Origin of the sequence: Leifsonia sp. 466MF (assembly GCF_900100265.1) — a bacterium.
Lineage (GTDB): Bacteria > Actinomycetota > Actinomycetes > Actinomycetales > Microbacteriaceae > Leifsonia.
Window position 1 is genome coordinate 2,219,990 of sequence record NZ_LT629696.1, and the last position, 12,069, is coordinate 2,232,058.

Below are 12,069 nucleotides of genomic sequence, written 5' to 3' on the forward strand. Positions count from 1 at the left end.
GACGGATTGCCGTCTACCCGGGGTCGCACCCGCGGAGCTACGATCCGGGCGGAGTCCGCCCTCCCGATCGGAGGTCACCCTCCCGATCGGAGGTCACCATGACCGCAGCAGCCGTCGGCGTCTCGCACGCATCGGTCCGGCGCCTGATCGCGCCGCTCGCGCTCGCGCAGTTCATCTGCAGCTTCGCGGGCTCGAACATGAACGTGATGATCAACGACATGTCGCGCGATCTCGACACGACGGTCCAGGGCATCCAGGTCAGCATCACGTTGTTCCTGCTGACCATGGCCGCCCTGATGATCCCGGCGGGCAAGCTGACAGACAAGATCGGCCGGAAACGCTGCTTCACCCTCGGGCTCATCGTCTACGGGATCGGCGCGATCATCAGCGCGCTCTCCCCCGGGCTGTGGGCTCTCATCCTCGGCAACAGCATCCTCGAGGGGATCGGGACGGCGCTGCTGATCCCACCGGTCTACATCCTGACCACCCTCTACCTGCCCGACATCGCGACGCGTGCCTGGGCGTTCGGGATTATCAGCGCGCTCGGCGGCATCGGCGCCGCCGCCGGTCCGCTGATCGGCGGCCTGATCACCAGCGCGATCAGCTGGCGCGCCGCGTTCCTGTTCCAGGCGCTCATCATCGTGATCATCCTGCTGCTGAGCCGCCGTCTGACCGACCCGGTGCCCGCCGACCCCGACCGGCCGTTCGACGTCGTCGGCGCCGTGCTCTCCGCCCTCGGACTCTTCGTGCTGGTGCTCGGCATCCTCGCGGCCGACACCAGCGTCCCGCTGATGATCGGGCTCGTCCTCGCCGGGATCGTGATCCTCTTCCTCTTCTTCTGGTGGGTGCGCAGCCGTGAGCGCGCGGGCAAGGAGGTGCTGCTGTCGACCTCCCTGTTCAAGAACCGGGTGTCGAACATCGCGCTGATCACCCAGAACCTGCAGTGGGTGCTCCTGATGGGCACCTCGTTCACGGTGTCGGCCTACTTGCAGGTGGTTCGCGGCCACAACGCCATCGAGACGGGCGTCATCTTCACCGCGGCGACGGTCGGACTGCTCCTCACATCGCTGATCGCCGGGAGGCTGGCGAAGCGCTTCTCGCAGCGCGGCCTCATCCTGACCGGATTCGTGCTCTGCATCCCCGGCGTTGTACTGCTGATCTGGCTGGTGGCGGTGAGCACGACGGAGTGGTCGTTCGTGCCCGGGCTGTTCCTGATCGGCGCCGGGCTCGGCCTGATGCTCACGCCGTCGGTGAACGTCGTGCAGTCGGCGTTCCCGGAGAAGGCCCAGGGAGAGATCTCCGGGCTGTCGCGGAGCGTGTCCAACCTGGGATCGACGCTCGGCACGGCGATCGCCGGCACCATCCTCGTCGCCAACATCGACGCGGGCGGTGCGGCGTACGGCACCGCGATGGCCGTGCTGGCGATCCTCGGCGTCGGCGGCCTGATCGCCGCACTGTTCCTGCCGGAGGACCGCCACCGTCGCGCGCTCGCCTGAACCGGTGGAGGCAGACTCCGGCGGATTCCGCCGCCGCTGTCGAGAATGCGGCAGGGTGTTCGTGTAGACGGTGAGAGCGCCCTCCCCAGCGGCGCTCCGGAGAGGAACACGACAATGACCCAGTACCTGCTCAGCGTCTACCAGCCGGATGGAGCAGCCCCGCCGCCCGAGGTGCTCGCCGCCATCGGGCGCGATCTCGACGCCCTCAACGCCGACATCCGTGCGGCCGGCGCCTGGGTGTTCTCCAACGGCCTGCTCCCGGCGTCGGCCTCCACCGTGCTGCGCCCGCAGGATGGCGAAGTCCTCGTCACCGACGGCCCCTTCGCCGAAGGCAAGGAGCATCTCGGCGGCTTCACGATCGTCGAGGCGCCAGACCTGGATGCGGCGCTCGAGTGGGGCAGGCGACTCGCGCTGGCCACCACTCTGCCGATCGAGGTGCGGCCCTTCGCGGAGTGACGGGAGCACCCGGCATGGAGAACGGTGTGGCGGTTCCGCTGCCGGACGCCGCCGCGATCGCGTCGGTGTTCCGGGAGCAGTACGGCCGCGCCGTCTCCGTGCTGTACCGCGTCTTCGGCGACCTCGACCGCGCAGAGGACGCGGTGCAGGACGCCTTCGCCGTCGCCGCCGAGCGCTGGCCGCGCGACGGCATCCCGCCCGCACCGGCCGGCTGGATCATCACGACCGCCCGCCGCCGAGCGATCGACCGGCTGCGGCGGGATGCGGTCGGGCGCGAGAAGGAAGCCGAGGCGATGCTGCTGCGGCAGCTGACCGGCGACGGCCGTGCGGATTCTGCAGATGCCGCCGACGCCATCGCCGACGACCGACTCCGCCTCGTCTTCACCTGCTGCCATCCCGCCCTGTCGCCGGAGGCACGCGTCGCCCTGACCCTCCGCCTGCTCGGCGGGCTGACCACCGCCGAGATCGCCCGGGCGTTCCTCGTGCCCGAGCCGACGATGGCGCAGCGCATCTCGCGTGCCAAGGCGAAGGTCCGCGACGCGCGCATCCCGTACCGCATCCCCTCCGCCGACGACCTCCCCGCCCGGCTGCGCTCCGTGCTGGCCGTCGTGTACCTCGTGTTCAGCGAGGGGTACGCAGCGAGCGCCGGCGATCGGCTCGTGCGGGAGGAGCTGTGCACGGAGGCGATCCGGCTGGCGCGCGAACTGCGTTCCCTGCTCCCGGACGAGGAGGAGGTGCTCGGTCTCCTCGCCCTGCTGCTGTTGGTGGATGCGCGCCGCGCGGCCCGGGTAGATGCCGCCGGCGCTCTCATCCCTCTCCCCGAGCAGGACCGGTCCGGCTGGAACGCGGAGCAGATCGCCGAAGGGCATGAGCTGGTCCGTCTGTGCCTGGCGCGCGGGCGACCGGGTCCGTATCAGCTGCAGGCGGCCATCCAAGCGGTGCATGACGACGCCTCGACGGCCTCCGAGACGGACTGGCCGCAGATCGTCGCCCTCTACGACCAGCTGCTGCGCGCCTCCCCCACGCCCGTGGTCGCGCTGAACCGTGCAGTCGCCGTGGCGGAGGTGGAGGGAGAGGACGCGGGGCTGGCCGCGCTGGAGCCGCTGCGCGAACCGCTCGCCGGCTTCTACCTGCTCCATGGCGTGCGGGCCGGGCTCCTGCTGCGCGCCGGGCGGACGGCCGAGGCGGCGGACGAGTACGCCGTCGCCGCCTCGCTGTGCGGCGGTGACGCCGAGCGCGCGTTCCTGCTCGCGCGACAGGATGCGCTCACCCGGCGGAGTTGACCCGCCCCTTCCCTGCGCGCTGCCTCAGGCGCACAGTGGAGGACATGGACATCGCCTTCCTCGGGCTCGGCCGCATGGGCCGCGAGCTGGTCACCCACCTCATCGACGCCGGTCACCACGTCACCGCGTGGAACCGGTCCCCCGAACCGGCCGAAGCGGTCGGACGCCGGGGCGCGCACATCGCGTCCTCTGCCGCCGAGGCGATCGAGGGGGCGGACGCGGTCATCACCGTCCTGTTCGGCCCGGAGGCCGTTCGCGAGACCGTGATCGAGCCGTCCCTGCCGGTCCCGGAGGGAGCGCTGTGGATCGACGTCACGACCGTCGCGCCCTCCGACGCGGCCGACTTCGCGGCGTGGGCCGAGGATGCGAGCGTGCGCTACATCCACTCGCCGGTGGTCGGCTCGCTCGCCCCGGCACGTGCCGGGAGCCTCGCGGTGCTGATCGGCGGGGAGCACGACGCCGCCCGCGAAGCCCGCAACGTCGTGGCCCTGTGGGCGGACCCGGACAAGATCCGCACCTTCGATCGCCCCGAGAAGGCGGCAGCCGCGAAGCTGGTGGCCAACCTGGCGCTGGCCATCTCGATGGAGGCGCTGAGCGAATCCCTCCGGCTCGGCACCGCCGGCGGCCTGTCCACCGATGAGGTGCTCTCGATGCTTCCGCTGACCACCATCGCCCCGATCGCCGGCATGAAGGGTCCCGTCGTGGCGTCCGGCGACTTCGACGACACCCAGTTCTCCGCCTCCCTGCTCGCCAAGGACCTCCGCCTGATGATCGCCACCGCCGACGCCCCGCTCCCGGCGGCCGCCCTCGTCGCCGCCGAGCTGCAACGTGCCGTGGATGCGGGGCTCGGCGACAAGGACTTCTCGGTGATCGCGCGCGACCGCTGACCCGACGTGACCTAGACTCTCTGCCTGTGCAGAGAATCAAGGGACTCGACGGGATCCGGTGCTTCGCCGTCCTCGCGGTGATCGCAGCGCACGCCCATGTCTCGTGGATGCACGGCGGCGGTTTCGGCGTCGACGTCTTCTTCGTCCTGAGCGGCTATCTCATCACGACACTGCTGCTCCGGGAGCACGAGAAGCTGGGTCGCATCGACCTGTTGCGCTTCTGGGGCCGCCGCATCCTCCGCCTGGTCCCCGCGCTCCTGCTGCTCGTGCTGGTCGTCGACACCATCGCGCTGTTCCTCCCCGGTCGGTTCGGGACGCTCGCCCCGGCGACGCTGTCGTCCACGCCGGGCGTGCTGTTCTACTTCTCCAACTGGCTCATCGTCATCACCAACAGCGGAGCGCTCGGCGCGTTCGGACCGCTCTGGTCGCTCTCCGTCGAGGAGCAGTTCTACATCCTCTGGCCGCTGCTGGTCATCCTGGCGCTGCGCTTCCGCCGGCCGCTGCGCGCCCTCACCATCCTCATCGGCGTGCTGGTGCTCGCGGTGGTGGTCTCGCGCTTCCTCGTCTTCGACCCGAGCAACCTGTACCAGACGTTCGCGACGACCTTCCGCGTCGACATGCTGCTGATGGGCGCTCTGCTGGCGGTCGCGTTCCACGCGGGCGCCGGGAACATCCTCCGCCGCGTCTCCGCGTGGGCGGTCGGCCCGGCACTCGTCTACCTCGCCGCGGTCGCGGTGCTCGTCCCCGAGTTCAACGTAGCCGGCGCCGAGAAGAAGGTCTACCTGTACTACACGATCGGTCTCCCGGCCGTCGGCATCGCGACGTGCGCGCTCATCGCCTTCCTCGTGACGCACCAGAGCTCGCTGCTCACCCGGATCTTCTCGCTGCCGCCGTTCGACTACCTGGGCCGCATCTCCTACGGCATGTACCTGTGGCACTACCCGATCATCCTGCTGCTCCAGGTGCGCTTCGCCCCTGACCCGAACATCACCCTCCTGCTGGCGCTCCCCCTCACCGTTGCAGCGGCGACGGTCTCGTGGTTCGCGCTGGAGCGCCCACTGGCGCGGCGCTTCCACCACCGCCTGGTCGCGCGTCCGCGGGTGGCGGGCCCGGCGACGGTCACCGGCCGAGTGTGAGGTTCGAGGGCGACGGCCGGTTCGTGGAGCTGACGATCGACGATCGCCAGTTTCCGGATCTGGCCCCGGGCTCAGGCGACGGCATCGGCGACGGCGACTGGTTGGTGATCCGCGGGCACGGCGGCGTCGATGGACGAGAGTGGCGGTTCACGGACCCGTGCCTGACGATCCAGGAGGCACGGGCGCTGGAGAAGTGGCTGGCGGCTGCCGGGGACGGCGGCGTCGACGAGAGCGATCCGTCGCACGCCGATTCCCTGGACTTCATCGAGCCAGCGCTGCGCTTCGAACGGAGTGAGGTGGATACCGACGGCGCAACGATCACCATTGTCTTCGCCCACGAAGGCGCGCCGCCCTGGGCAACGGAGGAGGTTCGGTTCGAGGAGGGCCATCCGGTGTCATTCCGTCTCACTCACCGTCATCTGCGGTCGCTCGCCGCCCACTGGGCGGCCGAGCTGTCGGCGCTCTAGGAGGGCATGAGCCAGCCTTCCCGCGCGGAGCAGGGTTACTTCCTGCCGCCCGCGGAGTAGGTTCGGTGCATGCTCATCCTGGTGATCGTCCTCATCGTGCTCTGGCTGATCCTCGCGATCGTCGGCTTCGCCATCAAGGGGCTCTTGTGGCTGGGCATCATCGGCATCGTGCTGGTGATCGCGACCCTGGTGATCGGCCTGGTGCGGCGCTCGACGCTGGCCAAGCGCAACCGCACCTGAGAGGTCGCCCCCATACCGCCACGATCGTGATTGGCGGCGTAGAATCAGCGACACAGCGTCCCGGACCCCGGCGCGACTCGCAACGATTCGGGGCCCGCAATGTCGCAACTGTCTCCACGCTCGACGGGCCTCCAGCCCACGGGCGTACGCTCGACCGCCACACGTTCGACCGGACGTGACGGGGGCTACTCCGAACTCGCCACGATGGTCCGCGAGGCCGGTCTCCTGCACCGCCGCTACGGCTACTACTGGACCAAACTCATCCTGGTCCCCGTCGTCACCGCGGCCATGATCGCGGCGTTCGTCATCATCGGCGACAGCTGGTGGCAGCTCGTCACCGCCGTGGTGTTCGCGTTCGTCTTCACGCAGATCGCCTTCCTCGGCCACGACGCCGCCCATCGCCAGATCTTCCGGTCCGGTCGCTGGAACGACTGGATCTGCCTCATCGTCGGCGACCTGTTCGTCGGGATGAGCTACGGCTGGTGGCAGCACAAGCACACGCGGCACCACGCCAATCCCAACCAGGAGGGCGCCGACCCCGACATCGAGCTGCCGGTGATCTCGTTCACGGCCGCGCAGGTGGAGGCGAAACGCTCCCGGCCGGTGCGCTGGCTGATCGGACACCAGGGCTGGTTCTTCTTCCCCATCCTGCTTCTCGAGGGTCTGTCGCTGCACGCGTCGAGCGTTCGGCGGGTGTTCGCGCGCGGTGAGCTGCGGCGCCGGGCCGTGGAGGTGTCGTTCCTCGCGGTCCGCATCCTCGGTTACCTGGCCCTCGTGCTCCTGGTCCTCCCGCCGGGAAAGGCGGCCGCGTTCCTCGGCGTTCAGCTGGGATTGTTCGGCTTCTACATGGGGATGTCGTTCGCACCGAATCACAAGGGGATGCCGCTGGTGCCGCACGACATGAAGCTCGACTTCCTCCGCCGGCAGGTGCTGATGAGCCGCAACATCCGCGGCGGACGCACCATCGACTTCCTGATGGGCGGGCTCAACTACCAGATCGAGCACCACCTGTTCCCGTCGATGCCGCGCCCCCACCTGCGCCGGGCCGCACCGATGATCCGCGCCTTCTGCGACGCGAACGGCACCCGCTACACCGAGACGGGCCTCCTGCAGTCGTACGCGATCGTCACGCGCCACATCAACCAAGTCGGCCTTGGAGACAAGGACCCGTTCAGCTGCCCGCTCCTGGAGCTGCGCCAGGTCGCGTCGAAGACGGAGTGACGGCCCCGATGCGACATCACGTCACCAGTCGACACGCGGAGCAACGACTTACGAGTCGGCGGCGCTGGCGGGTGCGACGGCGGCTCGATTAGGGTCGGTGCGTGGCATCGACGGCGGACCCGGACGCGTGGCTCGATCGCGCCACGCCCGAGACGTTCGCACGGTTGGAGGCGGCCGCGCGACGAATCGTCGGGTCCCGCGCTCGGGTCATCGCCGAGCAGCCGGACGGCATCCCAGTGATCCGCGTCCTCCCGCACCGGCCGGGCGCTCGCTCCGTGACCCTCATCGCCGACCAGTGGATCGTGCTGGAAGTCGAGAGCGGAGGCGGCGGTCGGTGGGAGCTCGCCTACGACGAACCCGGCATCAGCTTCGCGGAGAAGGCCATCGAGGCCGTCGCCGCCGGTCGCATACGGGAATGGGTCGGCCCCGGGCGATCGCGCGTGGAGCTGACATTCGACGACGGCTCCGTTCACGTCGAGACCGGACGTCGGGGAATTCGGGGCGTGCTTCCCGGGCGTCTCAGATCGACCGATTCGGAGGACCTTCGACGCTACTGACGTCTCGGTGACGCCGGCCGCCCTCGGACCGCCTCCAGCGCCGCCAGGGTTTCACCCGACGCCCGGTGCCCCTGCGGGAGCAGGCCGCCCGACCACGCCGAGCTCACGCTCAGTTGCAGCGCCACCACGCCATCCCCTGTGTTGACTTCCGAGCGGAGGACGTATCGCGGCAGGGTGCTCTCCGTCGCCGAGCGCTCCAGCGGACCCAGTTCGCTCCACGGGAGCAAGGCCAGCATGCGGGGAGCCTCGCCGGGATCGCCGCCCGCCCAGGCCGAGATGCCGTCCTCATCCACGACCACGCCGACGAAGAACGGGATGTCTCGATACAGGATGCCGAGCGCGTCGACGTCGATGAGGTCGCGGAAGTCATCCCGCCGCGCCGTCAACACCACCGCATCCGGATACCGGCGATGCAGTGCGGCCCGGCACCGAAAGTTCTGCAAGCCCCACACGCCGGTCACCACGACGGTTGCGAGCAGTCCCCCACCGAGAATGACGGCCCCGAGCGTCAGCCCCGCCGATGATCCGAGCGACGACGTACCCACACGATTCACGGCGGCGACCACCGCAGAGACGAGGCCCACGAGCACGAGAGCCACAGATGCCGCCCACGCGGTCACGACTCGACGACGCACGCACTTCCTCCCCGCTGCATCCCTGCCGAACCCTACCGAGTCGCGACCTCTGCTCACCACTCGACACGAAGTGCGCAACGACTCACAGTTCGGCGACACGCTGTGCCCGGCTGGATGGAAAAAGCCCGGCCGCACGCTAGGTGCGACCGGGCTTTCCGTTGGTGCGCCCCCAGGGACTTGAACCCTGAACCCATTGATTAAGAGTCAATTGCTCTGCCGATTGAGCTAGAGGCGCATCCGATCCGGTTACCCGAACCGAGGCTCAACATTAGCATCCGTTTCGCGGTTCTCGCCAATCGAGGATCGCTCGGGTCAGCGGAGCTCCTTCCGGGGCATCACGACCTCTTTGATGATGAGGATGATGCCCGCCGAGATCGGGATGGCGACGAGCGCTCCGGGCAGACCGAACAGCGTCGAACCGGCGAGCGCCGAGATCAGGACGACCGATCCGGGCACCTGCACCGCCTTCCCCATCACCCGCGGCGTGAGGATGTACGCCTCCACCTGCATATAGACGAGCATCAGCACGAGCACCACCACGCCGCTGACGGGCGAGTGGATGAACGCGAGCACCGACATGACGGCGGTCGTCAGCACCGTTCCGATGAGCGGGATGAGCGTGATGAAGAACGCGGCGAGCGCGATGAGGAAGGCACCGGGGACGCCGGTGGTGAGAAGCAGGATGAGGCTGAAGACCGAGTTGCAGAACGCCAGCACGACCATCCCGCTCAGGTACTTGCCGAAGTTCTGCAGGATGCGCTCGGCGTAGCTCTCGAACCGGTCGCGGTGCGAGCGGCGCACCAGCCGGTAGGCGGCCTGCTTGGTGGAGTCGTAGGAGGCGATGAAGTAGATCGTGAGGATGGCGATGAAGAAGCCGGTGGTGACCGCGTTCAGCACCGAGAGGCCGAATCCGACGAGCCCGTTGCCGATGGTCGCCCAGGTCTGCGGGTCCTGCACCTGCTGCGAGATCCAGGAGACGACCTGGCCGACGACCCCGTTGCTCGCCTCGTTGACGGTGTCGAACCAGCCTTCGGCCCGCAGCTTGGTGATCTCCTGCGGGACGGCCGTGGCCAGGAACGAGACCTGCTGGACGATGAGCGGCACCACCACCCAGATGATCGCGACCAGCACGGCGACGATGATGAGGATGACGGTGGTGATCGCCCAGCCGCGCCGCACCCCGCGCCGTTGGAACCAACGGATCAGCGGGTCGAGCCCGACGGTCGCGAACATCGCGAGGAAGACCGAGAAGATGATCGAGCGCAGGCCGTACAGCATGAAGCCGGTCGCGACCGCGCCGATCGCACCGAGGGCCATCAGGTAGCCGAACAGGAACGGGCTGCGGCGCATCAGCGGCTCGGGAGCAGCGGCGGCGGCACGCTCCCGCGCGCTCACGGGTCGCCGGATGAAACGCATGGTGCCTCCGCTCCGCCCCGCAGGGCTACCGCGAGCGTATTGGAGGCGATGCCGGGCAACAAGCGCCGGCGTGGGAGCGCGACGGCGGGGACGTGCCGAGGGGGTGTCAGAGCATGTCGTCGAACGGGCGATCGTCCCGTTCTCCGGTCGAGCCGTCCGCCACTTCTGCCGCCGGCTTCCGCGGTGCCAGCTGCGCGGTCATCTCCCGCAGCCGCGCGACCAGCTCCTCGTCTTCGATCTCGACCCCCACGAGCTCCACCGGCTCGCTCACGATCTGACTCGCGGGCCCGACGAGCAGCTCCACCTTGTCGGTCTCCCCCTGCATGGTGCGGCCCGGCACGAAGACCGTGTCGGCGATGCCATGCCGTGCGAGAGCCCGCGCGTAGTCCATCAGCGCTTCCGCGAGCGCATCCCCGGTGTAGAACGTTGAGCCTGCGTACACGATCTTTCGCATGTTTCCACAGGTACCCTCTGCCACGTCCCCTGCCAAGGCCGCGACGCTAGGCTCGGATCGTGCCCGACACCGCATCCACAGCCCTCGCCGCCGACCTCGACCTCGCCCTCCGGCTCGCAGAGGAGGCCGACCGCATCTCGCTGGAGCACTTCCTCGACCGCGACCTGCACGTCGAGACGAAGCCCGACCGCTCACCGGTGACCGAGGCGGACCTCGCCGTCGAGCGCGCCATCCGCGAGACGATCGCCGCCGAGCGCCCGGAGGACGGCATCCTCGGCGAGGAGTACGGCACGGAAGGCGACACGACCCGTCAGTGGATCGTCGACCCGATCGACGGCACCGCCAATTATCTGCGCGGCGTGCCGGTCTGGGGCACGCTGATCGCCCTCGCCGTCGACGGCGTCCCACGCGTCGGCTTGGTCAGCTCCCCCGCGCTGGGCCGGCGCTGGTGGGCAGTGACCGGTGGCGGCGCATGGACGACGGATGCGCCCGGCGCCGAGCCACGCCGCATCCGTGTCTCCGGGGTGGCCGACCTCGAGCACGCGTCTCTCAGCTTCCAGAGCATCGCCCAGTGGGACGAAGCCGGCTACCTCGACCGTCTCATCGCCCTCACCCGCCGCATCTGGCGCGACCGCGCGTACGGCGACATGTGGTCGTACATGCTGCTGGCCGAGGGTCTGGTGGATGCGGTGGCCGAGTTCGGCGTGAAGACCTACGACCTCGCCGCGCTCATGCCGATCGTGGAGGAGGCCGGCGGAACGTTCACGTCAGTCGACGGCACGCCCGGCCCGGGGAACGGGTCGTCGCTCGCCTCGAACGGACTGCTGCACCCGGCCCTGCTGGAATCGCTCGCCGGCGCTGGGCCGCTCGCCTAGGCTGACCACGATGAGCGCACAGACCCCCACGACGACGGAGCCGCTGGTCCACATCGCGAACTTCCGGATGGACTTCGGGCGCACGACGGTGATCCGCGATCTGTCGTTCGACATCAACCGCGGCGAGACGTTCGGCTTCCTCGGCAGCAACGGCTCGGGCAAGACCACGACCATCCGGGCACTCCTCGGCATCTACCAGCCGACGGCGGGTGTCCTGCACATCGACGGCAGACCGTTCAGCCCGGAGGCCGGCGAGCGCCTCGGCTACCTGCCGGAGGAGCGTGGGCTCTACAAGAAGGAGTCCGTGATCGACGTGATGGTCTACTTCGGCCGGCTCAAGGGCCTCGGCGCCGAGCAGGCCAGGCGGTGGTCCCGCTCCTACCTCGAACGCGTGGGGATCGGCGACAAGGAGAAGGTGCGGCTCGACAAGCTCTCCGGCGGCCAGCAGCAGAAGGTGCAGCTGGGCGTGACGATCATGAACGATCCGGAGCTGCTCATCCTCGACGAGCCGACCAAGGGCTTCGACCCCGTCAACCGCCGCCTGCTGATGGACATCATCGACGACCAGAAGCGCGCAGGCTCCACCGTCATGATGGTGACCCACCAGATGGAGGAGGTCGAGCGTCTCTGCGACCGCGTCATCCTGCTGAAAGACGGCGGCGCGCGCGCCTACGGCACGGTCGAGGAGGTGCAGGAGCAGTTCGGCGGCACGATCGTCCAGGTGGACCACGACGCCGACCGCCTGCCCGACTCCTCCTCGTACCGCATCGTGTCCGACGAGGGCGGCCATGCCGAACTGGAGGCCGTCGACGGTGTCGACCCGGCCGCGATCCTGCGGGGACTCGTGGATGCGGGCGTTCCCGTCTCCCGCTTCTCCCCCACCCGGAAGTCGCTCGACGACATCTTCGTCGAGGTCTACGGCGCCGAGAGCCGCGAGGAGGACTGA

Annotated in this window: 14 protein-coding genes and 1 tRNA gene; 11 read left to right on the forward strand and 4 right to left on the reverse strand. The window is 69.2% G+C overall.

Annotated features, from left to right (window positions below; translation table 11 throughout):
• Positions 1–98: 98 nt before the first annotated feature.
• The 9 genes from BLR91_RS10575 to BLR91_RS10610 all read left to right on the forward strand — a co-directional run bounded on the left by BLR91_RS10575 (position 99) and on the right by BLR91_RS10610 (position 7,743).
• Positions 99–1,496, forward strand: a complete 1,398-nt coding sequence (locus BLR91_RS10575; protein ID WP_089875373.1) for an MFS transporter — start codon at positions 99–101, stop codon at positions 1,494–1,496.
• 114 nt (positions 1,497–1,610) lie between these two features.
• On the forward strand, positions 1,611–1,952 hold the full coding sequence (locus tag BLR91_RS10580) for a YciI family protein (RefSeq protein WP_089875372.1): 342 nt from the start codon (positions 1,611–1,613) through the stop codon (positions 1,950–1,952).
• 14 nt (positions 1,953–1,966) lie between these two features.
• Positions 1,967–3,235 (forward strand): RNA polymerase sigma factor, encoded by a 1,269-nt coding sequence (locus BLR91_RS10585; RefSeq protein WP_089875371.1) that lies wholly within the window; start codon positions 1,967–1,969, stop codon positions 3,233–3,235.
• A gap of 44 nt (positions 3,236–3,279) precedes the next feature.
• Positions 3,280–4,122, forward strand: coding sequence for an NAD(P)-dependent oxidoreductase (locus BLR91_RS10590; RefSeq protein WP_089875370.1), 843 nt, complete (start codon positions 3,280–3,282; stop codon positions 4,120–4,122).
• Positions 4,123–4,148: 26 nt separating this feature from the next.
• Positions 4,149–5,258, forward strand: coding sequence for an acyltransferase family protein (locus BLR91_RS10595; RefSeq protein ID WP_018190545.1), 1,110 nt, complete (start codon positions 4,149–4,151; stop codon positions 5,256–5,258).
• Complete coding sequence (locus BLR91_RS10600) at positions 5,255–5,725, forward strand: WapI family immunity protein (RefSeq protein ID WP_089875369.1); 471 nt, start codon at positions 5,255–5,257, stop codon at positions 5,723–5,725. The genes BLR91_RS10595 and BLR91_RS10600 overlap by 4 nt, the downstream gene beginning before the upstream one ends.
• A 69-nt stretch (positions 5,726–5,794) precedes the next feature.
• Positions 5,795–5,965 (forward strand): hypothetical protein, encoded by a 171-nt coding sequence (locus BLR91_RS20165; protein ID WP_018190543.1) that lies wholly within the window; start codon positions 5,795–5,797, stop codon positions 5,963–5,965.
• A 99-nt stretch (positions 5,966–6,064) separates the two neighbouring features.
• Positions 6,065–7,186: a fatty acid desaturase family protein gene (locus tag BLR91_RS10605; protein WP_089875368.1), complete on the forward strand. Its 1,122-nt coding sequence runs from the start codon at positions 6,065–6,067 to the stop codon at positions 7,184–7,186.
• Between the two features lie 101 nt (positions 7,187–7,287).
• On the forward strand, positions 7,288–7,743 hold the full coding sequence (locus BLR91_RS10610; protein WP_089875367.1) for a hypothetical protein: 456 nt from the start codon (positions 7,288–7,290) through the stop codon (positions 7,741–7,743).
• Here BLR91_RS10610 and BLR91_RS10615 read toward each other — a convergent pair.
• The 4 genes from BLR91_RS10615 to BLR91_RS10630 form a co-directional block, all read right to left on the reverse strand.
• A complete protein-coding gene (locus tag BLR91_RS10615; protein ID WP_157694641.1) occupies positions 7,737–8,342 on the reverse strand; it encodes a hypothetical protein in 606 nt (201 codons plus the stop codon). The genes BLR91_RS10610 and BLR91_RS10615 overlap by 7 nt on opposite strands.
• 195 nt (positions 8,343–8,537) lie before the next feature.
• Positions 8,538–8,613, reverse strand: a tRNA-Lys gene (locus BLR91_RS10620).
• 77 nt (positions 8,614–8,690) lie between these two features.
• Entirely contained in the window at positions 8,691–9,794 is a 1,104-nt protein-coding gene (locus BLR91_RS10625; protein ID WP_089875365.1) for an AI-2E family transporter, read from the reverse strand.
• Between the two features lie 106 nt (positions 9,795–9,900).
• A complete protein-coding gene (locus BLR91_RS10630; protein ID WP_089875364.1) occupies positions 9,901–10,248 on the reverse strand; it encodes a hypothetical protein in 348 nt (115 codons plus the stop codon).
• 59 nt (positions 10,249–10,307) lie between these two features.
• Here BLR91_RS10630 and BLR91_RS10635 point away from each other — a divergent pair, with 59 nt between their 5' ends.
• Together BLR91_RS10635 and BLR91_RS10640 are read left to right on the forward strand one after the other, a co-directional pair.
• Positions 10,308–11,123, forward strand: a complete 816-nt coding sequence (locus tag BLR91_RS10635; protein ID WP_089875363.1) for an inositol monophosphatase family protein — start codon at positions 10,308–10,310, stop codon at positions 11,121–11,123.
• A gap of 10 nt (positions 11,124–11,133) precedes the next feature.
• Positions 11,134–12,069: an ABC transporter ATP-binding protein gene (locus BLR91_RS10640; protein WP_089875362.1), complete on the forward strand. Its 936-nt coding sequence runs from the start codon at positions 11,134–11,136 to the stop codon at positions 12,067–12,069.